General features: G+C 68.9%; 20 protein-coding genes and 1 pseudogene. 2 read left to right on the top strand and 19 right to left on the bottom strand.

Annotated elements, in window-relative coordinates:
• Positions 1-26 precede the first annotated feature (26 nt).
• The 15 genes and pseudogenes from AQJ91_RS12370 to AQJ91_RS12300 all read right to left on the bottom strand — a co-directional run.
• A pseudogene (locus tag AQJ91_RS12370) lies at positions 27-671 on the bottom strand (sensor histidine kinase); the annotation flags it as partial.
• Between the two features lie 116 nt (positions 672-787).
• Complete coding sequence (locus tag AQJ91_RS12365) at positions 788-1,513, bottom strand: response regulator transcription factor (protein WP_067019708.1); 726 nt, start codon at positions 1,511-1,513, stop codon at positions 788-790.
• Between the two features lie 716 nt (positions 1,514-2,229).
• Positions 2,230-3,390, bottom strand: a complete 1,161-nt coding sequence (locus AQJ91_RS12360) for an alpha-hydroxy-acid oxidizing protein (protein ID WP_067019705.1) — start codon at positions 3,388-3,390, stop codon at positions 2,230-2,232.
• Positions 3,391-3,472: 82 nt separating this feature from the next.
• Positions 3,473-4,405, bottom strand: coding sequence for a sulfate adenylyltransferase subunit CysD (cysD, locus tag AQJ91_RS12355; protein ID WP_067019702.1), 933 nt, complete (start codon positions 4,403-4,405; stop codon positions 3,473-3,475).
• Between the two features lie 52 nt (positions 4,406-4,457).
• On the bottom strand, positions 4,458-5,750 hold the full coding sequence (locus AQJ91_RS12350; RefSeq protein ID WP_067019700.1) for a nucleotide sugar dehydrogenase: 1,293 nt from the start codon (positions 5,748-5,750) through the stop codon (positions 4,458-4,460).
• A 316-nt stretch (positions 5,751-6,066) separates the two neighbouring features.
• Complete coding sequence (locus AQJ91_RS12345) at positions 6,067-6,822, bottom strand: hypothetical protein (RefSeq protein ID WP_067019697.1); 756 nt, start codon at positions 6,820-6,822, stop codon at positions 6,067-6,069.
• The gene (locus AQJ91_RS12340) at positions 6,819-7,820 is read right to left on the bottom strand and encodes a Gfo/Idh/MocA family protein (RefSeq protein ID WP_067019694.1); all 1,002 of its coding nucleotides are present in this window, start codon (positions 7,818-7,820) and stop codon (positions 6,819-6,821) included. The genes AQJ91_RS12345 and AQJ91_RS12340 overlap by 4 nt, the downstream gene beginning before the upstream one ends.
• Positions 7,817-8,695: a glycosyltransferase family 2 protein gene (locus AQJ91_RS12335; protein WP_067019691.1), complete on the bottom strand. Its 879-nt coding sequence runs from the start codon at positions 8,693-8,695 to the stop codon at positions 7,817-7,819. The genes AQJ91_RS12340 and AQJ91_RS12335 overlap by 4 nt, the downstream gene beginning before the upstream one ends.
• A complete protein-coding gene (locus tag AQJ91_RS12330) occupies positions 8,671-9,486 on the bottom strand; it encodes a polysaccharide deacetylase family protein (RefSeq protein WP_067019688.1) in 816 nt (271 codons plus the stop codon). The genes AQJ91_RS12335 and AQJ91_RS12330 overlap by 25 nt, the downstream gene beginning before the upstream one ends.
• A gap of 157 nt (positions 9,487-9,643) precedes the next feature.
• A complete protein-coding gene (locus AQJ91_RS12325; protein WP_159054537.1) occupies positions 9,644-10,822 on the bottom strand; it encodes an alpha-hydroxy acid oxidase in 1,179 nt (392 codons plus the stop codon).
• Positions 10,823-10,839: 17 nt separating this feature from the next.
• Positions 10,840-11,907, bottom strand: a complete 1,068-nt coding sequence (locus AQJ91_RS12320) for a cytochrome P450 (protein WP_067019683.1) — start codon at positions 11,905-11,907, stop codon at positions 10,840-10,842.
• A gap of 160 nt (positions 11,908-12,067) precedes the next feature.
• On the bottom strand, positions 12,068-12,367 hold the full coding sequence (locus AQJ91_RS12315; RefSeq protein WP_067019681.1) for a phosphopantetheine-binding protein: 300 nt from the start codon (positions 12,365-12,367) through the stop codon (positions 12,068-12,070).
• A 66-nt stretch (positions 12,368-12,433) separates the two neighbouring features.
• Positions 12,434-13,372, bottom strand: coding sequence for an LpxL/LpxP family acyltransferase (locus AQJ91_RS12310; protein WP_159054536.1), 939 nt, complete (start codon positions 13,370-13,372; stop codon positions 12,434-12,436).
• The gene (locus AQJ91_RS12305) at positions 13,353-14,933 is read right to left on the bottom strand and encodes an AMP-binding protein (protein WP_079084852.1); all 1,581 of its coding nucleotides are present in this window, start codon (positions 14,931-14,933) and stop codon (positions 13,353-13,355) included. The genes AQJ91_RS12310 and AQJ91_RS12305 overlap by 20 nt, the downstream gene beginning before the upstream one ends.
• A 310-nt stretch (positions 14,934-15,243) precedes the next feature.
• Entirely contained in the window at positions 15,244-15,711 is a 468-nt protein-coding gene (locus tag AQJ91_RS12300; RefSeq protein ID WP_067019672.1) for an RrF2 family transcriptional regulator, read from the bottom strand.
• 169 nt (positions 15,712-15,880) lie between these two features.
• On the opposite strand from AQJ91_RS12300, the gene AQJ91_RS12295 reads away from it, so the two are divergent.
• Positions 15,881-18,640: an FAD/NAD(P)-binding protein gene (locus AQJ91_RS12295; RefSeq protein ID WP_079084851.1), complete on the top strand. Its 2,760-nt coding sequence runs from the start codon at positions 15,881-15,883 to the stop codon at positions 18,638-18,640.
• A 282-nt stretch (positions 18,641-18,922) separates the two neighbouring features.
• Here AQJ91_RS12295 and AQJ91_RS12290 read toward each other — a convergent pair whose 3' ends face one another.
• Both AQJ91_RS12290 and AQJ91_RS12285 read right to left on the bottom strand, forming a co-directional pair.
• Positions 18,923-20,155, bottom strand: a complete 1,233-nt coding sequence (locus AQJ91_RS12290; protein WP_159054535.1) for an XRE family transcriptional regulator — start codon at positions 20,153-20,155, stop codon at positions 18,923-18,925.
• A 908-nt stretch (positions 20,156-21,063) separates the two neighbouring features.
• Complete coding sequence (locus AQJ91_RS12285) at positions 21,064-23,334, bottom strand: MMPL family transporter (RefSeq protein ID WP_067019666.1); 2,271 nt, start codon at positions 23,332-23,334, stop codon at positions 21,064-21,066.
• Positions 23,335-23,438: 104 nt separating this feature from the next.
• Here AQJ91_RS12285 and AQJ91_RS54405 point away from each other — a divergent pair, with 104 nt between their 5' ends.
• Positions 23,439-24,071, top strand: coding sequence for a TetR/AcrR family transcriptional regulator (locus tag AQJ91_RS54405; protein ID WP_234382134.1), 633 nt, complete (start codon positions 23,439-23,441; stop codon positions 24,069-24,071).
• Between the two features lie 540 nt (positions 24,072-24,611).
• Here AQJ91_RS54405 and AQJ91_RS12275 read toward each other — a convergent pair.
• Both AQJ91_RS12275 and AQJ91_RS53500 read right to left on the bottom strand, forming a co-directional pair.
• Positions 24,612-26,201, bottom strand: coding sequence for an MFS transporter (locus AQJ91_RS12275; protein ID WP_067019662.1), 1,590 nt, complete (start codon positions 26,199-26,201; stop codon positions 24,612-24,614).
• Positions 26,202-26,232: 31 nt separating this feature from the next.
• On the bottom strand, positions 26,233-26,403 hold the full coding sequence (locus AQJ91_RS53500) for a hypothetical protein (RefSeq protein ID WP_159054534.1): 171 nt from the start codon (positions 26,401-26,403) through the stop codon (positions 26,233-26,235).
• Between the last annotated feature and the right edge of the window lie 18 nt (positions 26,404-26,421).

Genomic DNA, 26,421 nt, shown 5'->3' with positions numbered 1-26,421 from the left:
CCACCCCGGTCCGGCCGGGGTGGGGCTCACACGGTCGCCGGCCTGGCGTGCGCGGAGGCCGGCCCGGGCGCGGTTCCGGCCGGCGGCAGTTCGACGGTGAACTCCGTACGGCCCGGCTCGCTCTCCACGGCGATACGGCCCCCGTGCGCCGCCGTGATCGCCGCGACGATGGCCAGCCCCAGGCCGGAGCCGCCCTCCCGGTCGCCGGTCCGGGTCCGGGAGGCGTCCGCGCGGGTGAAGCGTTCGAAGACCGTAGGGAGGAGTTCGGGCGGGATGCCGGGGCCGCCGTCCCGTACGCGGACGACGCAGGCGGCGTCCGTGGACTCGACGGAGGCGATGACCGTCGTACCCGCGGGGGTGTGCACCCGGGCGTTGGCCGGCAGGTTGGCCACCACCTGGTGCAGCCGGGCCTCGTCGCCGACGACCAGCGCGGGGGCGTCGAGCAGCAGCGCGAGCTGCCAGTCGTGGCCGCCGCCCGCGGCCCGCGCGTCCCACACCGCCTCGGCGACCAGCGCGGCCAGGTCCACCTCGGCGGACCGCAACGGCCTGCCCTCGTCGAGCCGGGCGAGCAGCAGCAGGTCCTCCACCAGGCCGGTCATCCGGGCGGACTCGGCGGACACCCGGCGCCAGGCCAGCACCGGTTCGACCCGGTCGGTGCCATTGCCGAGCAGATGGTCGCGCCGGGCGAGGACGGTGGTGACCGCCATCGCGGCGCACACGACGACGAGGGTGACGCCGATGAAGAACAGCAGGCGGGTCCGCAGCGAGCGCCCGCGCGGCCGGGCCCTCATCTCCCGTCCTCCGCCGGCCTGATGGCGTACCCCAGCCCTCGCACGGTGTGGATCACCGGCGCCCGGCCCTTGTCGATCTTCCGGCGCGGACTGGAGATGTACGCCTCGACCAGGTTGCCGCCGCCGTCGAAGGAGCTGCTCCACACAGGGTCGAGGATCTGCGCCTTGCTCAGCACCTGACGCGGGTGGTCGAGCAGCAGGCCGAGCAGGTCGAACTCCTTGCCGGTGAGCTGGACCGGGGTGCCGTCGCGGCGCACTTCGCGCGTCTGGCCGGTCAGGACGAGGTCGCCGAGGACCCGCACGGAGTCGTCGGCCCGCGCCTCTTCGGCCCCGGCCCGGCGCAGCAGCCCGCGCAGCCGCAGCACGACCTCCTCCGGGGAGAACGGCTTGGCCACATAGTCGTCCGCACCCGCCGAGAGCCCGTCGGCACGGTGCTCCGGCGCATCGCGGGCGGTGAGCATGAGCACGGGCAGCTCCGGGTTCTCGTACCGCAGCCGGCGCAGCACCCGGAGGCCGTCCAGGTCGGGCAGCATGCCGTCGAGGACGACCGTGTGCGGGGCGCAGCCGCGGGCGACACGCAGCGCGCTGTGCCCGTCGGCCGCGGGGTAGGGGCGCCGGCCCGCCTCGCTGACGGCGACGGACAGCAGCTCGGTGAGATGGGGCTCGTCGTCGACGATGAGGACGCGGACGCGACCAGTGCGTGACCCAGCGCTGCCTGACATGTCTCGATCGTGTCCCGGCCGGCTGGGGGAATCCTGTGTTCAGCCTGAGCCCTGGCGATGTGTCGGGACGAAAACGGCGAGGGCCGTATCCCCGGTGACCAGGGATACGGCCCTCAACTGCCGTGCTGTACCGCTTACTTGCGGATGAGGCTACGCAGCACGTATTGAGACATGCTTCGATTGCCGTTCTTAACCCTATTCACCGCCGCCGTTTGACCTCACTCTCGACCAACCACACAAAACGCCTGGTCAGAGGCGTGCCGAGGGATACAAATAGGCACTAACTCGCAGTTGGTGAAGCACCTCAGTTCACATGCTTCGGTTGCGGTACTTGAGATCGCCACCTCCCCCTGAAATCCGACGTTACGATCGACCTGCAACCGGCATGACCGGCCTCCAATCTGCGAGTTCACTCATATGCGCGACCTCGTGTCGCACCACCCCAGTCCACTTGCGCCTGAGCTCCGGGGCCCGTTCGAGGTAGCCGTGGCGGGCCAGTGGTTCCTTCCCGTTCTCCCGCTCGATCTGCGGGCGGCGCAGCGCGACATAGGAACGGACCGTTCCGAAGGCCGCGGTGCAGCCGTGCTCGGCCGCCAGACGGTCAGTGATCCCCGGACCTGCACGCGGGTCCACCCAGGCGGGCAGTGGGCGCACGAGGGCATACGCCCTGTGCGCGCCCGTAGACAGGCCGGACGGGATGGCGGTGGCGGCCGCGCTCAGGTGACGCGTCGGAGAGCTTCGGGGGTGAGGTCGGCAAGGGTGGGGTAACCGTTGACGGCCATGATGAGGTCTGCTTCGGCCAGCAGGGAGCGGAGCACATGGACGATCCCGTCGGTGCCGCCCAGGGCGAGGCCATAGGCATAGGGGCGGCCGACGCCGACCGCGGTGGCGCCCAGGGCGATGGCCTTGACGACATCGGCCCCGGTGCGGATGCCGGAGTCGAACAACACTGGCAGGCCGTCGGCAGCCTCCGCCACCCCAGGGAGGGCGTCGAGGGCCGGGAGCCCACCGTTGGCTTGGCGGCCTCCGTGGTTGGAGCAGTAGATGCCGTCCACGCCGCCGTCCTTGGCGCGGCGGACGTCGTCGGGGTGGCAGATGCCCTTGAGGATCAACGGCAGGTCGGTGAGCGAGCGCAGCCAGGGCAGGTCGTTCCAGGTCAGCGGATTGCCGAAGATCTGCGCCCAGTGCAGGATCGCGGCCTGTGGATCGTCTTCCGGGGCTTTGGCGAGCCGGGAGCGGAAGACGGGGTCGGAGGTGTAGTTGGCGAGGCAGTGCCCGCGCAGCTGGGGGAAGTTGCCTGTGGCGAGGTCGCGTGGCCGCCAGCCGGTGATCCAGGTGTCCAGGGTGACCACGATGCCCTTGAACCCGGCGGCTTCGGCCCGCTTCACCAGGCTCTCGGCCAGTTCCCGGTCGGTGGGGGTGTAGAGCTGGAAGAAACCGGGGGTGCCGCCCGACTCGGCGGCGGTCCGCTCCATCGGGTCCTCCGACAGGGTGGAGGCCACCATGGGCACCCCGGTACGGGCCGCCGCCCTGGCCGTTGCGAGGTCGCCGTGTCCGTCCTGGGCACACAGGCCGATCACGCCGACCGGAGCCATGAACAGCGGTGCGGGCAGGGTCATCCCGAATAGGTCCACCGTCAGGTCACGTCGGCTTGCGCCGACCATCATCCGCGGAATGAGCCCCCACCGCTCGAAAGCGGCGACATTGGCCCGCTGGGTGCGTTCGTCCCCGGCGCCGCCGGCGACATAGGACCATACGGAGGCGGGCAGCGCGGCGTGTGCGGCGGCCTTCAGTTCGTCGTGGCGCATCGGGAACCGCGGCGAAACGCCACGCAGCCCGTCGAGGTAGATCTCGTTCTGGTAGTCGGCAAACGTCAAGAGGTCTGCTCCTTGCGCTCAGGCCCGGCGGGCGGGCGAGGTCCTGGAGAACGCGCGGCATCACCGCGGCGTGCGCACGAGGTCAGAAGTACCCCTCGCGTTTGCGGTCTTCCATCGCGGCCTCCGAAAGCTTGTCATCGGCCCGGGTCGCTCCGCGCTCGGTGAGCCGGCTGGCGGTGATCTCGGCGATGACCTGTTCGATGGTGGCCGCGTCGGAGTCCACGGCACCGGTGCAGGACATGTCACCGACCGTGCGATAGCGGATCAGGCGCCGCTCCACCGGCTCGCCGTCCTTCGGGCCGCCCCACTCGCCGGCCGTCAGCCACATGCCGCCCCGCTGGAACATCTCGCGGTGATGGGCGAAGTAGATCGACGGCAGCTCGATGCCCTCGCAGGCGATGTACTGCCACACGTCCAGCTCGGTCCAGTTACTCAAAGGAAACACCCGCACGTGCTCGCCGGGCGCGTGCCGCCCGTTGTACAGCTGCCACAGCTCGGGGCGCTGCCGGCGCGGGTCCCACTGCGAGAACTCGTCCCGCAGCGAGAACACCCGTTCCTTGGCCCGCGCCTTCTCCTCGTCCCGGCGGCCACCGCCGAAGACCGCGTCGAACCGCCCGGACTGGATCTTCTCTGTCAGTGGAAGCGTCTGCAGCGGATTGCGGGTGCCGTCCGGTCTCTCGCACAGCACCCCGCGGTCGATGTAGTCCTGCACGGACGCGACATGCAGCCGCAGGCCGTGCTTTTCGACCGTACGGTCCCGGTACTCGATGACCTCGGGGAAGTTGTGCCCGGTGCCCACGTGCAGCAGCGAGAACGGCACCGGCGCCGGCGCGAACGCCTTCAGCGCCAGGTGCAGCATGACGATGGAGTCCTTGCCACCGGAGAAGAGGATCACCGGCCGCTCGAACTCGCCCGCCACCTCACGGAAGATGTGCACCGCCTCGGACTCCAGCACGTCAAGCTGTGAAAGGGCGTGGACGCCCGTCCCGGCCGCTCGGGTGCCGCTCGCGCTCACCGGTGCGACACCGGTGCTGTGATCGTCCTGCTCTTTTGTCCGCGCCCGCGGTTCACAGCGTCACCGCCCCGGCGGCCGCCCTCGCTTTGCCCCGGGTGTCCAGCAGCAGCCGCGCCCGGCGGGCGATCACGTCCATGTCATAAATGCTGTGCGCCTGCAACAATATGGTCAGGTCCGCCGCGGCGGCCTCGGCGTCGAGGTCGGTCGCGCGCCGCAGCGGAAGACCATCCACCCGGCATTGGCTCACATACGGGTCGTGGTAGGCCAGCCGTGCTCCGCGGGCCCGGAGTTTGCGCGCGATCGGCCGTACCGGGGTCTCACGTTCGTCGGCGACGTCCGCTTTGTAGGTCGCGCCGAGCAGGAGCACATTGGCGCCGTTGACCGCCTTGTTGTTCTCGTTGAGCAGCTCGATCGCGCGGTCCACGACGTAGCCGGGCATGCGGTTGTTGATGTCCTCGGCGAGAGCGACGAACCTGAACGGGTAGCCCAGCGTGCGGACCTTGTGTGAAAGGTAGAAGGGGTCGATGGGTATGCAGTGCCCGCCGATTCCCGGGCCCGGGTAGAAGGCCTGGAAGCCGAACGGCTTGGTCGAGGCGCACCGGATCGCGTCCCACAGGTCCACGCCGAGCTCGCGGCAGAAGATCGCCATCTCGTTGACCAGGCCGATATTGACGAATCGGTAGGTGTTCTCCAGCAGCTTGGCCATTTCGGCCTCGCGGGTAGACCTGGCCTGCACGACCTGGTCGCACAGCTTGCTGTAGAATGCGGCGGCCGCGGTCGCGCACTCCTGGGTGTGGCCGCCGACGATCTTGGGGGTGTTGCGGAGACCGAAAGCGGTGTTGCCCGGATCGATCCGCTCCGGCGAGAACGCCAAGTGGAAGTCGATGCCCGCGCTCAGTCCGGACAGCTTCTCCAGGATGGGCCTGACGAACTCGTCCGTGGTACCCGGGTAACTGGTCGACTCAAGGACGACCAGCATGCCGGGCTCAAGCATCCTTCCTACCGTCTCCGAGGCGGCGCGTACCGCCGTGAGGTCGGGTCCGTCCGTGCCGGAGAGCGGTGTGGGGACGCAGATCACCACCGTCCGGGGCGCCGTAAGCCCGGACACGTCGGCGACGGCGCGGAACCCGCCGGCGAGCATGGCCCCGACGTCCTCGTCGGTGATGTCGTCCACATGGGATCGGCTCGCGTTGAGCTGGTCCACCACCTGGCTCTTCTGATCCAACCCGACCACGGTCAGCCCGGAACGCACCGCTTCGTGAGCAAGTGGCAAACCGACGTAGCCGAGACCGATCACGACCACGTCGGGCCGTGTGTCCGTCTCTTGTTCGACTGTTCTACTCATGCGCTAAGAGCACCCCAAATCAGCCTGTTCCTTTTGTGAATTTCCCTCGGTTCGCACTGCGGCCGTACGGTCCACACGATTCGGTGCCGCTCCCGGGCGGTCCCCGCCTGTCGCGGGTCAGCGAGTGGGCCGTCCCGTCCCCCCCGGCAGGTGCCCGGCGGCGTCCCGGTCCAGCCGAATTCGACGTAGCCGCGGGTGCCGCGCCGGTCCTTGACGTGAACGTGCGTGTCCACGAGCCGTTGCCCCGGGGCGACGGTCGAGGTGTCGGTACAGGCCCCGGTCGCGATGCCCGCAGCGAGGCTGTCCGCGGACACCTTCAGGATGCGAGGACGCATGACACGACCTCCTGCGGTACGGGGGCGGACAGCGACCCTTGGAGCGCTTGGCGCAGCGTGCGGATGTCCTCCGCCGCGGTGCCTGCTTTCGTCTCGACGGTGATGGGGACCCTGGCGTCGCTGATGAGGGCGGCGGTCCAGGCGGTCAGCGACGGCGCGCCGCTGAGCGCGGTGTGGCGGTAGACACCGTCGCGGAGGACCAGGCCCTTGACCTGGACGGCGATGGCGTGCCGGCACAGGAACGCACGCGACTCGTCGAGTGAGGCACCGAGGCGCACCAGGCCCAGCGTGTCCACGACCGCTCCGATACCGTGCTCGGCCAGCACATCGTCCAGTTGCGCCAGGGTGGGCGCGGCCGTGTGCGGCTCGACGGCGAGGCGCAGCCGCGGACCCCAGGTGTCGCGCAGGAGGCCGACGTCGGCGGCGAACCGGCGGACGCCCGCGGCGTCGTCGAGCGGGCCGGCGAACAGCCGCAGCGGGATGCCGCGTTCGATGGCGGCCCGCATGAGATCAGGGGGCGCCGGCTCGGCCGGAACACCGGCGCCGAGCGTGGCGCCGACGCCCACGAAGGCGACCGGCAGCCTCCCGGCGATCAGGTCGAACTCCGGCTCCCAGCCCTGGCCACGGCCGGCGCGCAGGTCGACGCACTCGGCTCCCATGGCGGTCGCGCTGCTCAGCAGCTCCGTCGCGGACGCCTCCGGCAGGCTTGAGGAGGAAATGCCGATCACTGGGGTCATGCCACGGTCTCCTCGACAGCTGCCGCAAGACGGCGGACCTCCTCAAGGACGGCGGTGACACCGCGAGCACGCCTGAGGGCGTAGCGTTCCGGCGGCGCCTCGCCGCGCACGGCCGCGTACAGCTCCTGGTACACGAGGGCGCGCAACCGGGGCGTGGGCACCTGCTGGAGTTGCTCCACCGCGTCGCCGACCCGGTACTCCGCACCGGCGTCGGCGATGAGCAGCTCGCGCTCGCCGTCGACCATGTGCAGGCGCTCGCCCCTGGGCGACGGGTGGGCGCTGGCCAGCACGCTCATCAGCGCGCCGTCGGAGAACTGGACGGCGAGCGCGGCCCGTGTGTCGATGCCCGAGACGTCCCGGCAGTCGGTCAGCCCCGAGACGCTGGTCGGCATCCCCAGCAGTTGGCACGACACATCCAGTAGGTGCACCGCGAGGTGGGCGACGTGGCCGCCTCCCGAGCGGTCGGGGTCGTGCCGCCACGGATCGGCGAAATAGTGGCCACGTGGGCGGGGCCGGAAGACCTCGATGACCGCGCTGGCATCCCCTGTCCACGGCGTTCTCAGAGCGGCGTCCGGCAACCGGCCGCGGTGCTGCAGCATCGCCAGCGCGGGCACCCCGCTGGCATCGGCGGCGGCGAGGATGGCATCGAGCTCGTCGCCGGTTCGGGTCACCGGCTTCTCGACGATGACGGCCTTCCCCGCGTGGAGCGCGGCGATGGCGATACTCGCATGCGTGTTCGGCGGTGTGCAGATGGCGACGGCGTCGATGCGGGAGTCGCCGAGCACGTCGTCCAAGGGCCGGGGCGCCGCACCGGTCAGGCGCGCGAACTCATCGGCACGGCCGGCGTCTTCGTCAACGACGGCCATGATGCGGCCGGACCCCGCGAGTGCGACCGCCTCGACGTGCTGCTGGGCCGCGCGCCCGCACCCGACGAGCGCGATGTTGACGTCGTACCCGCCGGGCCGACTCCGGTCTTCCATGATCCCCGGGCCGGTCATCGCCCCTCCTCCACGGCCGTCGAGACGGCGACAGCGGGCTCCGCCGGGGGTATGCCCGCGCTGAGGCGCCGGCCGCGGGCGCGCCCGCTGAGGTACACGCCGTCGAGAGCGACGTTGAGCAGCGCGGCGGCGGTCTGCGGCAGTCCGCCGAGGGCGTCGCGTGTCCCAGTGGCGAGGCGGGTCAGCGCGGGCGTGGTCGCGGGCGTGTCGTCGAGCAGTCCGGCCCGCCATGCCTCGTGGACCGCGACACGAAGACCCTTGGAATTACGGTGCAGCACATACATCTCGGGCACGAAGTGGCAGGCCCGGCCCTGTGCCTCAAGCCGACGCACGAGGAACCGGTCGCTCATGGTCGGCGTGTCGGGGAAGCCGCCGGCGGCGAGCAGAAGATCGCGCCAGACCAGGGCGTTTCCGCCCGCGAGGAAGTCGACCGCCTGGCCGGGCTTGAGCGGCGCGTAGCGACGGTCGTAACGCAGCTGGCGCGCGTGGGAGACCAGTCCTCGGTCGAAGCGTCGCACCGGGCCGGTCAGGGCGCCACGGTCGCTGGTGAGTTCGCTGCAGGCAACCTTGAGCCACCCCTCGCACAGGCGGGCGTCGTCATCGATGAAGCCGACGGCGTCGACATCGTCTGCGACGGCCCGCACGGCCACGTTGCGGCAGTACGCCGCACCGCGCCGCTCGGGGTTGCGCAGCAGGAGAACGGGCACGCCGGCCACGCTGGACGGCACGGTGACCGGCTCGTCCGCGCCGTCGTCGATCACGACGACCTGTGCCAGGGTGGCATCGGCCTCGCGCTCGATGGATCGAAGGCAGGCCCGCATGTCGTCGGGTCGGCCCAGGGTCGGGATGATCAGCGCGATCCGCTGGGGTCCCATGCCCGCCTCCATTCGGTCATGCAGCTGTCCCACCGCTGCGGTTCGTCCGCCGGGAGATAGGTCCGGCGGATCTCGTGAGGCGCCACGTCCCACGCTCGGGCGGACGCTTTGACGGATCCGAAGCACAGCGAGGGCAGCCTCACGTCTCCGGGCCCGGGAAGTTCTCCGAAGGGGTACGCCAGCCAGTCCGGGGCGCCGGGCAGCCGCTCCTGCAGGACGTCCTGGGCGTTGTCGATGTCGGCCTGGGCCGCGGCGGTGTCCATCCGGTTGAGGGCGACGTGGGCACTGCCGTGGCTGGCGACGATGTGCCCGCGGCGGGTGAGCTCCGCCAGCTGCTCCCATGTCATGTGCCGCAGCGGGCCGCGGACCGGGTGCTGCTCGATCTGGCCGACCAGGTCCACGCTGGCGAACACCACGGAGCGCCATCCGCGCCGCTCCATGATCGGCAGGGCGTGCTCGAAGACGTCGGTGTAGCCGTCGTCGAACGTCAGCAGGCAGGCCGGGTCCGGATGGCCCCCCTTGTCCAGCACGGACGGCACTGCCTGCGGCTCCATGGGCAGGAACCGCTCGCCGAGCTGGGCGAGACCTCGGTCGAAGGCCTCCGGTGTCACGGCGGTGTAGTGGCGGATGTCCGGGTCGACGTGGTGGAAGTACAGGATGACCGGCCACCCCGGGGCGGCTCCCGTCTCGGGTGGAGGGTAGGCCGTGACCGGTGCGCCCGCCTGGGCCGGGACGCCTGGTGTGGCCGATTGGTTCTGTCGCTGCTCGTGGGAAGCCTGCAGTGGCGACATCGAGTAAGCCTTTCACTGAGTGCGGATCTGGGGGACGACCTGCCGCCAGGCGGTATGCGGGGGTTGGAGCGTCGGCTCCGGAGGGCTCGGCCGACGCCGGGCAGGCGGACCAGGTCGCGGGGATGCGGTCGACGAGGTCCCCGAAACCGCAGTCGGCTCAGAGCACCGAGCCCGCTGCGGTTTCGGGGAGCTGGCCCTGATAAGGCCGCATCGGCTGGAGCCAGTTGGGGTTGAGTGCCGACACATCCGGGCAGCCCATCAGCTTCAGGGTGCGCACCATTTCGGCCCGGAAGATCTCGATGATCCTCTCGACTCCGGGCTGTCCGGCGGCCGCGAGCCCGTACACCCAGGGCCGTCCGATGAACACCGCTCGCGCGCCCAGGCTCAGGGCCTTGACCACGCAGCCGGCGCGGCGGATTCCGCCGTCGATGAGGACTTCTGTCGACGTTCCGACCGCGTCGACGATTTCGGGCAGGACGCTCAGGGTCGAGGGAGCCCCGTCGAGGGCTCGTCCTCCGTGATTGGAGACGATGACCGCGTCCGCGCCCGCGTCCCGGGCCGCCACGGCATCGGCCCCGGTGAGCACGCCCTTCACCAGCAGGGATCCCGGCCACTCGTTTCTGATCCATTCGATGTCGGACCAGGTGAAGCGGGCCGACGTTCTCAGGCCGCCCGAGGAGAGCACCCTGGTGGCGTCCTTGATGGTCGCCGTCTGTCGGCGTGCGGCGACGGTCATGGCCCCCAGCCATTGCGGCCGGGTGGCGATCTGGGTCGCGAGCCGGGCGGCGAATCGCGGGGTGAGCCGGACCGGTGGCACCATACCGTGGCGCACGTCGCGCTCGTGATTGCCGGGGGGAGGCCCGTCCATGGTGACCACCAGGCCGGTGAAGCCGGCGTCTGCGGCCCTGGCCATCAGGTGCTTGACCTCGTCCCGTCCGCCGGCGGAGTTGACCTGGAACCAGTTCGGGCCTGGGGAGCGCCTGGCCACCTCCTCCGGCGAGCACAAGGCGATTTTGCTCAGGACGGCGATCGTCCCCGCCGCGGAGGCGGCGCGCGCCACACCGACCGCTCCGTCGGGATGCGCCAGCTGCGCCATTCCGCAGGGCGCCAGGAAGACTGGCAATGCCAGCGGGGTGCCGAGGACCGTGGTGGCGATGCCCGGTTCACCGACATCGATCCCCATGCGTGGCCGGAGGGCCACCTCCTGGAAGGCGCGCTCGTTCTCGGCGAGGGTCACCTCGTCGTCGGCCCCGCCCTCGATGTAGTCGAACAGAGCCCGTGGCAGGGTCCGGCGCGCACGACGCTGGGCGTCGGCGACGTTCACGATTCGGGTCATGCGAGTCGGCGCCATTGCTACTTCCTCATAATCTTGTGAGGGCCGCGAGCGACAACGCCGTCCCGCCACTCGGCGGAGAACTCGCGGAACAGGTCGGGCGGAAGTTTCAGGAGGGACCGGATCAGGACCTGCCCCTCCAGCCTGGCGAGCGCGGCACCCGGGCAAATGTGCCGCCCGTGCCCGAAGCCGAGGTGGCCCCGCTTCTTCGAGAAGTCGAGCTCGTCGGCGTCGGAGAACTTGCCTTGGTCGTGGTTGGCGCTCTCCAGGTCGACCCACACGAGCCGACCGCGTGTCAGGGTGCGGTCGCCGTGTTCGCCGTCCCGCGCCACCCACCGCGCGACGAGGCGGACCGGAGAGTACACGCGCATGATCTCTTCGAAGAGCACGGCCGGAGCGGTCGTCGCCGCGTCCTGGAACGACTCGGGATTCTCCACTGCCCAGGCGATCAGGCAGCCCAGCTGATTGAGCGGGTTCTCGTATCCGCCGTGCAGGACCACGACCGGAGTGGACCTGGCGAGCTTGAGGGGGATCACTCCCTCCTGGGCGGCCTGCTCCAACGCGGCGTGCAGCCCCGTCACCTGCCCGGCGACGGCGTCCCGCTCGAACAGCATCGTCGCGCGCAACGCGGCGTTGGAGGCCCGGCGTCGCGCCTCCGGCGGCAGGTCGGGCTCCAGGAGTCCGAGCATTCCCCGGGTCAGGTCGTCCAGTCTGGGCCGACGGTGAGCCGGTATCTCCATTACTGACATGATCCCCTCCAGTACAAGGGGCTCCGCGAGGTCGGTGACAAGATCGGGGTCCGGCTTCCGGAGAATCGCCTGGACGCGTTCCTCCGCGGCTTCCTCAAGCCGCTGCGTGGCCTTCTCCAAACGGGAACGTGTCACATAGGTCGTCACCAGGCGTCGGAGAGTCTGGTGAAGATCGCCGTCCATGAGAAGCAGGTTGTTGGCCGGCCCCTGCGCGAGACCGGCATGAGAGGCGTCGGAGACCAACTCGCTTCCCGACAGCGCCTTCCGGCACGGCTCCCAGCCCCGCACGCACGTCTGGTCGGCCGACAGCAGTCCGCTGTCTGTGGAAAATTCCATCATCGATCTCACACCCGCCGCTCGGTTCGTTTGGTCAGGGTTGAGGCATTACGCCAAGGATCGCGATTTACGCCACGGTTCGAAGGAGCGCGGAACCGCTCATCTGTCCCACAGGCACCGTGCGGATGGCATCGGACCTCAGCGGCGTCAGGTGTCGGTGGGGTCATGACTTTCCGTTTGCGTTCTTGAGCACCAGCAGGGCCAGGTCGCCAACGGTCTGACAGTCATTGACGTCGATCTCCGTCTCGGGAATCGACCAGCCGTGCTTCTCCTCCAAGGAGACGACCAGCTCAAGGAAGTCAAGGGAGTCGAACGCAAGGGTTTGCTGGTCTGGATTTCCGGTCGGCCAGAACAGCGTCGCGTCGGTGATCTCCTGGTCGGTGAGGGAAACACCCTTCGCCTTGTGGATTCCCGCCCGGATGCGGTCGACCACCGATTCGTGGGTCAGCGGCACGGCTTCCATGTGTATGGGTACTCCATTCTTGTGTGACAGCGGGATGGCCGGCTTATCGCAGTGCCACTGGGCGAGTTACTGGAGCGCCTGCGCGAGACGCGCCCACAGTTCGTCGTTGCCCCGCTTGACCTCCGCGCGCAGACGCGGAGCGTCGTCCAGCACCGAGTACCACTCAAGCCACTGGGTCGGCCGCTGGGCGATGAACGCCGCCTGGGAGGTCACGAAGTCCTGGGTGAATTCCTCTTCGGACCGCTCCGCCGCAAGGATCGGGGAACCGGTGATCAGCTTCGCTCCATGGCCCGTCAGCTCCCAGAACAAGGGAATGCACGGCCGTCCGCTGAGTTTTGCGATCTTTCCCATGCCAGCCACGACATCCATTCCGCGGCCCAGGAACCGGGTTTTCACGACGCGAACCGACGGGAGTACCACATCGACCATGAGCCAGGCCGGCCGGCCCTGCTTCAGTCCCCGTATGAACTGCAGCGCGGCCGAGCGGTCGGAGAGGTACACGACCTGGTCGCCGAGACGCTCTGATCCCTTGTCAAGGACATCGACGCGGGCCTTCGATATCAAGGGCGCGACCGGTGACACCGCCAGGCCGAGGGCCACCAGGGGATAGCCCGTGTAGTGGAAGCCCGAGAGGATCGCCGTCCCACTGGCATCGAGCGTCCGGCTGAGCTCGCTGATGTCGAGGCGCTTGAGCGTGAAATCAACCGCCGCCGCCGGGGTCACTGTCATGAGCAGTTTGCAGACGAAGTGCGTCCAGATGAAGTTCTCGTACACCCCGGCCGCGACCTCGTCGGGAGAAACCCCGGGCAGTCGTTGGGAGATCGCCTCCGCAGTGGCTTTCAAATGGGTCTCACGTGCCGGATGCCTCCGGCCCACTTCCGCGACGAAGTCATCCGCGTCGGGGCCGGAGAAACCGTCCGGGCCGAGATCGATCAGTCGGCGTGCTGCCAGGACAAGTGGGTCTGTGCTCATGCTCGGCTCCGTGTCATTCGAGGGACCCGGCAAGGATCTTCACCTGGGAGGACTGCAATGCCGTGACAAGCGGCTTGCGCCGGATCTTGCCGCTGGACGTCATGGGAAGCGCGCCGCGCCGGGTGAGCAGCACCCGGCGCGGCGCCACCCCGAGCCGGGCCACGATCTGCTGCTTCAGCGTCTGCGCCAGCCGGTGCGCGCTGTCGCGGTCGCAGAAGTCCGGCTCGCATTCGGCGACGAGAGTGAGGTCGCCGTTCTCGGGAATGGCCACGACCCGGCCGCTGCGTACGCCGGTCACCTCGCCTGCGTAGACCTCGACGTCCAGCGCGTAGATGTTCCGGCCGGCGACTTGGAAGACGTCGTCGGTCCGGCCCAGCACATGGAGCTGTCCGTCGTGGAGAACGCCGAGGTCGCGGGTGTGAAACCAGCCGTCCGCGTCCGGAAGGGGGGCGCCACTGGCGTACGAGTCAGCGACGGAGGGGCCTTTCACGAGGATCTCGCCGATGCCGTCGCCGTCGATGCGCACTTCGTAGCCGGGCAGCGGCGCCCCGGACGAGACGACCAGATACCCCTGGGCAGCGCCGGTTCCGGCTCGTGGGTCGTCGGGGAGCGGCTCGATCTCGGTCGCGTGCCAGTGGACTCCGAGCCGCGTACCCGTGACTGCGAGTGCGGTCTCCGCCATTCCATAGGCGGGGCGGAAGGCGGTGGGATCGAACCCACTGTCCTGGAACACCTGGGAGAACCGCTCAAGGGATTCGGCACGAATCGGTTCGGCGCCCACGACACAGGTACGCAGGCGCCCGAGATCGTGCGCGGGACCGCGTCGGCGGGCGGCCATGTCGTACGCGTAGTTCGGCGCCACGGTGATCGTCGCGCCGAACTCCTCACAGGCGGACAGCCATCGTGCGGGACTGCGCAGAAATCCCTGAGGGGTCATGAGAACGAGGTCCAGGCCGTGCGCCCACGTGTCACCCGCCGCGGTCAGGGAGCCCAGGAACGTGCCCATCAGTCCCATGTCGTGCGACAGCGGCAGCCAGGTGCACACATGGTCGCCCGGCGCGATCTCCAGCCACTCCACAATCGCTCGGAGATTGGCGACTATCTTGTCCCCCGGAAGCACCACGCCCTTGGGCTCGGCGGTGCTTCCCGAGGTGAACTGGGTGAGGGTGAAGGCGCCGGGATCGGCCGTGCTGGGCCCGCGAAGCGCCAGGGCGTCCTCGAAGGACAGGAAGGCGACCTTCTCCATCGGCGGGAGCAGCGGCAGGAGCGAGGCGTCCATCAGCATCTTCTCGGCGCCGGTAGCCGCACACATGCGCTGGATGAACCGGGCGTACCAGTCGGGATCCGCCCCGCGCGGCGGCATCGGCACCGATACGAGCGGTTGTCCCGCCGCGATGGCACCGACGATCGCGGCGGCACACGCGCGGGTATTGGTCAGGACGACGGCGACTGGCTGCCCGTCGCAAGCCGCGCGTAGGCACCCCATCGCCTCGCCGGCTTTCCACAGTTCCCCGTAGTCGACCGAAATGGTTTCGTCCAGAAAATGAAGCCGCGTCTGGCCTGAGCCAGGTGCGATGAGATCTGCGAGTGTCATAGTGCCCCCGGGGGCCGAATTGAGTACGGGTCAGGGAGACGGATCTCTGGAATTGCCGCCCGGCCGCAGCACGAATCGCGCATGGTGGACATGACTGCCCGCCCTTTTTCTGGTAGGCCGAACCGCTGCCGGATTCAGGTTCGACGTTTGGGAATTTCTTATTCCGTAAACGCCGCGGTTCACTCTAGGCAGCCCGGCGTCGCCGTTGCGAGGCAGTCAACCGGCAATTGATCGGGGGCTTGCATGCAGTTGCATGCAGTTGCTCGGTGGCCGGATACGAGATACGAGGTGCGGGAGCTTACGGTTCCCGCTACCGGCCCCGGGCGCCGCGGGGGTTGTCCAGGTACTCCCGGGCCATGAGACCGACGGACTCCGGCAGGCTGCCCGAGGCGAGATCGGCGAGCGTCGTGGCCTCCAGCACCCGCCGCAGACTCGTGCGCAGCGCCCGCCACACATCCGGCAGCGATGCCGCCGGCCCCGGATAGCTCATTGTGCTCAGCTCCAGGTCGCGTACGTTGGCCAAGGAACCGTCCACGGCACGGATCACGTCGGCCAGCGTGATCTCCCGGGCCGACCGGGCCAGCCGGTAGCCGCCCTCCGGGCCACGCACACTGACCACCAGGCCAGCCAGGCGCAACTCCCTGAAGATGCCGAAGAGAAAGCGCACAGGGATGTCCTGACGGGCGGCAATGTGGTCGGCTGTCAGGCAGTCGTCGCCCATGCCGGCCAGTTCCGCCATCGCCCTGACCGCGTAGTCCGTTTTGGCTGTGATCCGCACTCCGTCCACCCTACCGGGGACCGTGCACGCCACAGTCGGTCTTGCAAACTGCAGAAAGTTTATCTTTATGATGAACTACCGGCCGAGCTGTTCCTCTCCTTCTTCCCCTCTCCCTCCCCGAAGACTCAAGCCTGGTGGTCCCAAGAGACCCGGGCGTCAGGAGGCACAGATGACAGTCAACGCATCGTTACCCCAGCGGCCCGCACAGCAGGGGCCCGACCAACACCGCAAGCGGCCAACGGCCGTCATCGTGGGGGCCGGGGCCGCCGGTGCGGCGGTCGCGGTCCAGCTCTGCGAAACCGCCGCACGCCGCGGCTCCCAGCTGGACATCTTCCTGGTCGACCCGGCCCCCGAGGCGGGCCGTGGCACCGCCTACTCCACCCAGGACCCACGCCACCGGCTGAACGTTCCCGCCGGCAACATGAGTTGTTACCCCGACGACCCCGGGCACTTCGTACGCTGGCTGTGCCGGCACGGCGAACCGGGCGCGACCGCGGCGGACTTCGTCCCCCGTCACCGCTACGGCTCCTACCTGGCGGACACCCTCGGCCGCGCCATCATCGCCGCACACCGCACGGTCCGCGTGCGGCGGCTGCGCACCCGCGCCGTCGGCCTCGCCTGGCAGGACGGGACCGCCGCCGTGGCCCTCGCGGACGGCACCACCGTAAGCACCGACGCCGTGGTTCTGGCGACCGGTCCCCACGCCCCCGGCACCGGATGGGCACCGGACGGGCTGCGCGGCAGCGAACGCCTCGTAGCGGACCCTTGGGCCCCCGGCGCGCTGGAGGAGATACTCGCCGACGGGTGCCCCACGGACATCCTGCTGGTCGGTACGGGTCTGACCGCCGTCGACGTCGCGCTGACGGCCGACCGCCTCGGCCACACGGTGCATGCCGTCTCCCCCAGCGGACGGCTGCCGCAGGCACACGCCGTGGCACCGCCGCCCGCCCTCGCCCCCGAGCCCCTGCGGGGACTCTCCCTGAACGGGCTGCGCACCGCGGTCCTGCGGCACATCGGCCGGGCCGTACGCGCCCACGGCGACTGGCGGCCCGGGCTGGACGGTTTGCGCCCGGTCACCGCCGCGCTGTGGGCGTCACTCACATCCGATGAGCGGGCCGAGTTCATCCGGCGTGACGGCTCGCTGTGGAACAACCACCGGCACCGGATGCCCCCCGTCACAGCGGAGGCGGTGGACCGCATGCGCCGGATGCGCCGCCTGCGGCTGTACGCCGGCCGGGTGACCGCCGCCCGGACGCGTGCCGACGGCTCGCTCGCCGTCCGGCTGTCCCGCACCGACGGCGGTGCGCCACACGACCTTTCCGTGGGATGGGTGGTCAACTGCACCGGGTCGGTACCGCATGCGGTCGACACCGCGGACCCGCTGTGGCAGAGCCTGCTCGACAGCGGTGCGGCAGTCCGCGGACCGCTCGGCATGGGCGTGGCCACCGACGACGGACGCCTGGTCGGCACGGGCGGCCGGGCCCACCTTCCGCTGTGGACTCTGGGCGCCCCCCGCCGTGGCGAGCTGTGGGAGACCACGGCCATGCCGGAGATCCGCGTTCAGGCCGCGGCCGTCGCCGAGTCGCTGCTCGCGCACTTGGGCGTGCCCCCCGCGCCCGCACCGCGCACCCGGCGACCCCCCAGCGACCTGTCGGGCTATCCGCTCCATACACACGCCGCCGCCGCGTCCGCCTACCGGTCCGGTGTCGCCCGGCTGCTGAAGGTCAAGGCAGGGACAGAGACGGCGCTGCGCCGCGCGGTCGCGCTCGATCCGGGCTTCGGGCTCGCGCACGCCGTACTCGCCCTCATCGGGCACGAGTTCACGGCCGGTACGGATGTCTGCCGGTCCCTGGCCGATGCGCAGCGCTCCGTACGCGAGCGCGGCAGCGACCACGAGCGGTCCTTCGTCGACGTCGTCTCCCGCCGTGTCCAGGGCACCCCCGAGGAAGGCGACGCCGCCCTCCTGCGTCACCTGGCCCGCTATCCCGGTGACGCTCTCGCGCTCGCTGTCGCGGTGCCCACCATCGCCTTCTCCGGGGTGCGCGACCTCGACGGCACCGGCGCGGCCGACATCGTCGAGCGGACCGCGGCTGCGCACAGTGGCGGCTGGTTCCACACCTCGCTGCTCGCCTTCCTACGCCAGGAACAGGGCCGTTACGACGAAGCCGGGCAACTGGCCGAACGCGCCCTGGCCGTCGAGCCCGCCTCCGGCCACGCCATGCACGCGCTGACCCATGTGCACTACGAGTGCGGCCACCACACGTCGGGGGTGGCCCGGATAGACCGCTGGCTGGGCAGCCACGGCCGGGGCGCCGCCCACCGCGCCCACTTCTCCTGGCATGCTGCCCTGCACGAACTCGTCCTCGGGAACTCCGACGCGGTCCACGCCCGCTTCATCGCTCAGCTTTCCCCCACCAAGGTCAGCGGCATCCGGGCGCTGGTCGACTCCTGCTCCTTGCTGTGGCGAGCCCGGGTGACCGACAGCTGGCCGGGCCCGATCCCGGTCGACGAAGTGCTGCGCACCGTCCCCACTGACGCCCTGGAACGCCCGGTCACCCCTTTCACCGCCCTCCACGCCGCGGTGGCCCACCTCGCCGCCGGGGACGTGCCCGCACTGCACCGGCTGCGCGGCCACGCGCTGGGCGCCGACCTGGTGCAGCGGGAGGTGATCGCTCCGTTGTGCGAGGCGTTCAGCCACCTGGTCATGGCGGACTGGGACGAGGCCATCCCCGGCATCGAGCAGGTCCTGCCCACACTGCGCACGGTCGGTGGCAGCGCCGCCCAACGCGAGATCGTCGAGGAGACACTGCTGTACGCGCTGGTGTCGGCGGGCCGCTGCGAGGAGGCGGCGACAGTGCTGACGCGGCGCCTGGACCGCCGCGACTCCGCGGCCCGCCGGCTCACGACGCGCGAGGCGGCGCGGCTGTAGCGAGGCGGTTGGCGCGTCCCGGGATGCCCTGGGACGCGCCGCCCTGACCATGGCCGACACGCTCGGCGGACCGATGCCGACGTGGCCGCTCTCGTGGTGCGCGGCCCAGTACTGTGAGTCCGCTGAATCTGCTCGTCGGCATGGAACGGGCTTCGGAAAACGGCGCAAAGAAGCCCCGCGAGAAAAGAACGGGGTTCGCACAGGCCGTCGGCCGCACCGGCACCGCACGCATTGCGCGCGCGTCTGCTGACGCCATCTCATAGCCCGTGCAGACAGGTGGTGTTATGAGTCCTTGTCGGCGACCAGCGTCCGCGCGAAGGCGCGTGCGATGCAATGAGTTTCGTACGCCCCGTGGCCCACCCACTGAACGAAACCGCAATTATGGAGCAGGCCCAGTCCGTGTGCGACCTCAGACTCCGGAACGCCGAAACCTGTGGAGATCTCGTCAACCGTAAGCGATTTCCCGCCATTCTCCGCCAGATACCGGAAGAGGTCGGCGGCTTCCGCGGGTAACCTGCTGTATTCATGCTGGAAAAGCGAGCGCAGAGTGTAGTCCTCTTCACACATGACGAGAGTTCCTACGTCACAATGCCTGAAGAGATCCGGACAATGGAACGAGGCGACCGAGGCGATACGAAGCGCGAGCGGATGCCCCGCGCACCCCTTGATGATGCGCTCCGCCACACCGCGGTGCGCCTCCGCTTCCTCCCCCAGCCCCATCATGGCCACTAACTGGGCGGATTCATCGCGCTGGAGGGTCGGTACGACGAACTGGCGCACTCCGTGCGTGGCCACCAAACCGTCCATGCGCCTCCGACTTGTGACCAACACCGAGGCTGTACCAAGCGCGGGTAGAACGGATCTGACCGCGGCAGCGGACGGCACGTCGTCGAGAATGACCAACATCTGCCGGTTCTGTATCGCTTCCCGCAGAACGGCCTGCATCGTGCTGCAGCTCCACACGGGCTCCACCGGTATCCCCAGCAGCCGCAGCATCGCGATCAGCGGGCGCTTGCTGATCATCGGGCTGGATCCCCACGCCACGCGGGAGCCGAGGAAGTAGATCCCGTCCGGAAAGCACTCCGCGTTCTGCACGGCCCAGCGGACGGCGAGCGAGGTCTTCCCTACGCCCGGCATGCCCACCAGGGAAACGAGGTTCGTCTCACAGAGGGCGCGGTCAGTGAGGGACCGGGAGATGGCCTCCAGTTCGGCCTCCCTTCCGACAAAGCTCCGCAACTCGGCGGAAGGGGCGTCAGGAGGGACTGAGACGATGTTGACATTCGATTCTCCGAATGTCCCGGAGAGTCCTCGGGCCGGATTTCCCCCCTTGCTGAAGAATTGCCTCTTCTCGTCCTGTGTAAGGGACAACGAGTTTGCGATCTTCCGAAGAGTCGACGGCCTCGGCTGGGTCTTCCCGCGTTCCAAGTCCCTGATACTGCGGACAGATATACCGGAAATATCGGCGAGCTCCTCCTGAGTGAGTCCGGCCCGACATCGGTAATCACGCAGCAGCACCGCTGCACATTCACCTTCCCCAGACAGAGAGAAAGGGCTGAGAGTCGTCTGGAAGGGCATCCTTTGGTTCCTCTCGCGTGTTCACTAAGGCGCGGCCCCCAGGTCGGCAGCACAGGGCGCGAACCCACACCCCCGCACCCACTGACCACAGTCGCAGCCCTGGTGAGATTCCATACCGCTTCCGAAGCGGTGCACTAAGCTCTTCCCCGGATGGTGACATCTCATGAGCCTGCGCGTTTCACTTGCTACGGCGTCCAAATCTTGTTCAGAAAAGCGAAAGCACCTCCGAGCCGGGAAGGTCACGCCCCAAGCTCGTCGTCTCGACTGTCGACCTTGAGGTGGTCAGCCACTCCAGGTCGACACCGGCCGACAGAGGCAAGGCAGGGCCAACCACACGGAACGCCGGCCGACCCGAACCGAGCTTGCCCCACCATCACTCGCAGGCACCTTCAGAATCTCTCCGACGCCTGATACCGCGATTCCATCACTCCTCACCCCAGGGAACCCGTCACACTGACTCTCCGATTCAGTTCTGTCCACGAGCTCCCTTTCCCGCGGAACCTGATGAAATCGCTCCCAGCCTAGCTTTAATCCTCAATTATGTGTCCATTCAAGGAGCAAAGAAAAAGTAAAGTAATCGCTCAATTAAAAACTCGCCAGTAAAACTCACCAGTAAAACTCACGGGTAGGTTTTTCACGCCGGATCGAATACACGATCCGGCGTACACGAAATTAAAATGAATGCTTGTAAGTCGACGGGTAAACCTGCATCCCAAACCAATAAATATGTCACCGACACCCGGCGACGACGTTCCTGTCACCTTCCTTTCGATTTTCAGTGAAAATCGACGGAGTGACCGGATCAACGTGCCGAGTGCCGGCGACAGGGGCGCGGCGGTGAGGTGCCGTCAGCCGACGGTCGGCGACGCGGACACCGCGTCGTCGCGGCGGCCCGGGCCGCCGGCTGTGCCGACCATGAAGTCCTGTGCGGCGTGGCCGTGCTCCAGGCCGTCGCCCTCGATGTCGAGGTTCGGCAGCCACCGGGCCAGTCGGCCAGGCAGCCACCAAGCGGCGCTCCCGGTGAGCGCGAGGACGGCCGGGACGAAGGTCATCCGGATGACGAACGCGTCGAGCAGCACGCCGACAGCGAGGGAGAAGGCGATCTGCTTGAGCATCATGCTCTCGGAGCCGAGGAAGGCGGCGAACACCGAGATCATGATCAGGGCAGCCGCCGTGACGACCCGGCCGCTGTGCCGAGCGCCGTTGTGGATCGCGCCCAGAGGGCTCCCGGTGCGGACATAGGCCTCCCGCATGCGCGACACCAGGAACACCTCGTAGTCCATCGCCAGGCCGAACAGCACCGCCAGCAGGATGATCGGCAGAAAGCTGCTGACCGGTCCGGTGGCGTCCATGCCTACCAAGCCCATGGCGTGGCCCAGTTGGAAGACGCCCACGACCGCGCCGAGCGTCGCGGCGGTCGATAAGAGGAAGCCGACTGCGGCCTTGAACGGAACCACCAGGGACCGGAAGACCAGAAGCAGCAGGAGCAGTGACAGCCCGATCACGACAACGGCGAACGGGATCAGCGCCGAGTTCAGCTTCGCCGCGACGTCGATGCTCACAGCGGTGCTGCCAGTGACCTGAATGACGGCACCGGTGTCCCGTCGGATCGACTCCCGGTGGTCACGGATGGTGCTGACCAAGATCTTGGTCGCCGGGTCGCTGGGCGCGCTGTCCGGAACCACCCGGATGAGGGCGGTGTGGGCGGCACCATTGGTCAGCGGCGTGCCGACGACGGCCACGTCGGGCAGCGCGCGGACGGCGGCGACGACCTGCTGGGCGGCCGCGGTGGAATCGGTGCTGTGGCTGGTGTCGGCCAATACCAGGAGCGGACCGTTGAAACCGGGGCCGAATTCGGCGCTGATCCGGTCGTACGCGATGCGCTGGGACGAGGACGCGGGCGCGGTGGCGTTGTCGGGCAGCGCGAGGCGCATGTCACGGGCGGGCCAGGCGAGTGCGCCCAGAGCCGCGGCCACGACCAGCACGGTCAGCAGCGGCCGGCCTGTGACGAGACGGAACCACCGCTCGGTGGCGTTGGCGGCCTTGGCGCCGTCGGCCGCTGTCGCGGCGCCGCCCACGGCTTGTTCACGGCGCATCGCACGGGAGCCCGGCTTCGGGGTCAGCCGCTTGCCGGCGAAGCCAAGCACCGCCGGCAGCAGGGTGATCGCCACGAGTACCGCGATCAGTACCGCTCCCGCCGCGGACAGCCCCATGGCAGTCAGGTAGGGAATGTCGACCACCGTGAGGCCCACCATGGCGATGACCACGGTCAGCCCGGCGAACACCACCGCACTGCCCGCCGTGCCCACCGCAAGCGCCGCCGACTCCTCCGGCGCCATACCGTGAGCGAGTTGGAAGCGGTGCCGACTGACGATGAACAAGACGTAGTCGATTCCGACCGCCAGACCGATCATCAGCGCCAGACTCTGCGCGGTCGACGAGATGGAGAAGGCCCCGGTGAGCGAGAGCCCACCGAAGATCGCGGTGGCGACGCCGAAGACCGCGGTGACCATCGGTATGCCGGCGGTGAGCAGGGAGCCGAAGGTCAGCGCGAGGATGATCAGTGCCACGCCGACGCCGAGCAGTTCACTGCTGGACTGCGTCGGAGCGTTGCCGAACGCCGCCCCACCTACATGGATCTCCATCCCCTCCCGATCGGCGCTCACGACGGCGGATTTGAGCGAGTCCAGTGCGCCCGGTTCCAGGCTGCTCTGCGGGACCTCGTACAGGACCTGGCCGACGGCGGTGGTGCGGTCGGCGGAGACGGTGCGCGCATCGAACGGGCTGACGACCCTGGCGACCTGTGGGGCGGACCGGGCTGCGGTCAGCGCGGCACGGATCGCCGCGGCCTCGGCCGGATCGGTCACCTCACGGCCGCCGGATGTAGTGAAGACGACCTGCGCGCTCGTGCCGGAGAAAGCGGGGAAGTCGGCTTTCAGACGGTCCAGGGCCTGCTGGGACTCCGAACCCGGATTGGAGAAGGTGTTGTCGAGCTTGCCCGTGCCACCGAAGGACGTCATGCAGGCCACCGTCGCGGCGACCAGCCCGAGCCAGAGGGTGAGCACGAGTCGCCGGTGCCGGAAGGATAAACCTGCGAGGCTGTGGAGGAAGTTGGGCATAGGTTTCCCCTGATACGGAGGTAGCCCTGAAGAGACCGGGAGCCACGCCACAATAACAAAGTGGCAGGACTGCCAAAACGTCGCTCCGGACAGAAATGGTGAAGGTGAAGCCCACAGCAGAACCGGGACGAAGGGAACAGAACAAGCGACGCACCCGTGAGGCGCTGATCCAGGCAGCGGCGGGGCTGTTCCATGAGAAGGGCTACGAGGACACCACGGTTGCCGACATCGCCAGTGCCGCGGGGGTGGGAGAGCGCACGTTCTTCCGGTACTTCCCGACCAAGGAGAGCCTGCTCCTGCAGGAGACGCGGGAGCTGATCCCGCTTCTGGCGGGCGAGATCGTGGCCCGCCCGCCCGCGGAGGCTCCGCTGGTCGCCCTGCGCAACGCCATCCTGGGGCTCGTCGGCCGCGACGAAGTTCTGGTTTTCCTCCTCGCCGGACGCCAGCCGCTCCCGACCATTCCGAGAACGCATGGTGAACGCTTCCTCCTGTTCGACTTTGAGGAAGCCGTCGCGTCCGCGTTCCTGACCCGGACGGCGGCGAACGACGCGGACCTGCGGGACCCGGAACACCGGCTACGGGCGTCCATCCTGGCCCGCGCCGGTGTGGGGGTACTCCGGGCCCTCCGGCTTGCCCACACCCAGCTGCCGGAGTCCTCGCGCAAGGAGATCGACCTGTTCGCGTGCGTCCGAGCAGGGTTCGAGACGCTCCTGGAGGCGGCCATCGAGGGTGCGTAGCAACGCGCGGGCCGGATGCTGCGGCCGCCGGCCGGTGTGGGCAGGACCCGAGACAACAGGAAGACGCCGACCGGCGGTAGAGACAGGGCCGACGAACATCTCGATCGCCTGCTCGCCATCGATGTTCGTGCGGAGTACGCCGTGCTGCTGCCGCGGCGCAGGACTGCGAGGCCGGGGTCGCGCCGTGGGGCTTCGAGCAGGACGAACAGTTCGTCGCGCATCGAGGTGCCGGGGAGCACGGGGCCAGGTCGCTCGGCGGCGCGGCTGACGTCGGCGCACAGCCCTTCCTTGCCGCTCCGGCGCCGGTGAATCCCGGCCTTGCCGATGCCGGCGGTGCGGGCGATGCGCTCAATGAGAGTTCGGCGAGGGGGACGCCGTCTTCCAGGAGCTTCATCGTGCCCTCGAGGATGGCGCGTTCGGCGGCCGCATTCGCGGACGCCCTTGAGGCTCCATCCTGCCGAGCCGGCTGTCGGCGAGGCTCACCTGTCGTCCTTCGTTGCCCTGGGCGGGATTCTCTCAGCGCTGCGCGACTTGACAGGGCTACTCCGCCGCAGCCGCCAACTCCGGCTCCTTCCCGTCCTCCTGAGGCCCCCTTTGCTTCCCCGGCAGGAACAGCGCCACGACAACCGCCCCCACGACAGCGACCGCCGCTCCGCACAACGCGGTGATGTGCATCGCGTGCAGGAACGCGTCGTTGGCCGACAAGACCAGCGCTTCTCCCTCGGGGCCCAGCCGCGTAGCCACGGCGAGGGCCGCTTCGACGGACTCGCCAGCCGTTTCCCTGAGATCCGTCGGCAGCGAGGAAAGTCTGTCCTCGATGCCTGTGCGATAGGTCGTCGAGAGGACGGAACCCAGGACAGCGACGCCGAAGGCACCGCCGACCTGGCGGAAGGTGCTGCTGAGCGAGGAGGCCGAGCTGGCCTTCTCACGGGGCAGAGCCTGCATGATGGCGACGCTGGTCAGGCTCATCATGTAGGCCATACCGACGCCCATCAGGAACAAGACGGCCTCAAGGAACCAGATCGACGTGTCGGCCTCCAACACGGCGAACGTGGCCAGCGTCGCGGCAATGATCAGCATGCTGCCGGTGGCCGTCGCCTTGAGGCCCAAGCGGTCGACCAGCCGCCGGGCCCACGGCGCGAAGATCATCATGGCGGCGGCCAGCGGGAGCAGGAGCAGACCGGTCTGCAGCGGCGTGTAGCCGCGCACGCTCTGGATGTAGAAGGCCGAGAAGAAGTTCACGCCCATCATCGCGAAGAAGACCAGCGCCATGACGGTGATAGCGGCGGAGAAAACCCTGTTTCTGAAGTAGGTGACGTCGATGGACGGATGATCGCTGCGCTTCTCGAACACAACGAAGGCGACAAGTACGGCGAGACCGGCGGTGATCGTCGACAGGACTGTGACCTCCGTGAAATCGGCGAGCTCGCCGGCCCTGATGATGCCGTAGACGAGCAGCACGACGCCGACGACGGACAGGACGACGCCCAGGGCGTCGACCCGGCCGGGGTTCGGATCCCGCGACTCAGGCACGAGCCACAGCATCAGCGCGAGTGCGAGGAGCACGAACGGCACGTTGATGAGGAAGACCGATCCCCACCAGAAATGGTTGAGGAGGGCACCGCCGGTGATGGGCCCGATGGCGACGGCGAGGCCGACACCGCCCGCCCAGACGCCGATGGCCTTCGGCTGTTCGTCGCGTTCGAAGACGTTCATGATGACGGCGAGGGTGGCCGGCATCACGAACGCGGCGCCCAGTCCCATCACCGAACGGAAGGCGATCAGCTCGCCCGGCGAGTCGGCGGACGCGGCCAGGGCCGACCCCAGGCCGAACACGGTGAGGCCGCCGAGCAGGGCCCGCTTGCGGCCCAGCCGGTCACCGAGCAGTCCGGCGGTGAACAGCAGGCCCGCGAAGACGAGGACGTAGGAGTTGATCGCCCACTGCAGTTCGCTCTGGGTGGCGCCCAGACCGGTCGGAGCCGGGGTCGAGATGGTCTTGATGGCGACGTTCAGTATCGAGGTGTCGAGCTGCACGATCAACAGGCTCATGATCAGCACGGCGAGGATCGCCCAGCGGCGCCGGTGCACGGCTTCCGGTATGCGGGAGGCAGGGTTTGCAGGAGTGGTCATGCCGCCCAGGTTAGGAATGACCGGCCGGAATTCACAGCAGGTCTTTGGGAGAAGCCGAGTTGAGCAGTTTCCCCCGCCGTAAGTCGCCGCCGAACTGCCGGTGATCTTCCTCGTATTTGCAATCGCGTGCGGCATAGCATCGGCAATGCCAGGCTGGCCCGCTGGACGACACACCATCGGCATCGCCCTCGGTGGCGTCCACCTCGCCGGTCGGTAGCCG

The organism is Streptomyces dysideae, assembly GCF_001514305.1.
In the GTDB taxonomy this organism is placed as follows: domain Bacteria; phylum Actinomycetota; class Actinomycetes; order Streptomycetales; family Streptomycetaceae; genus Streptomyces; species Streptomyces dysideae.
This window is presented reverse-complemented; position numbering and strand designations above follow the sequence as displayed.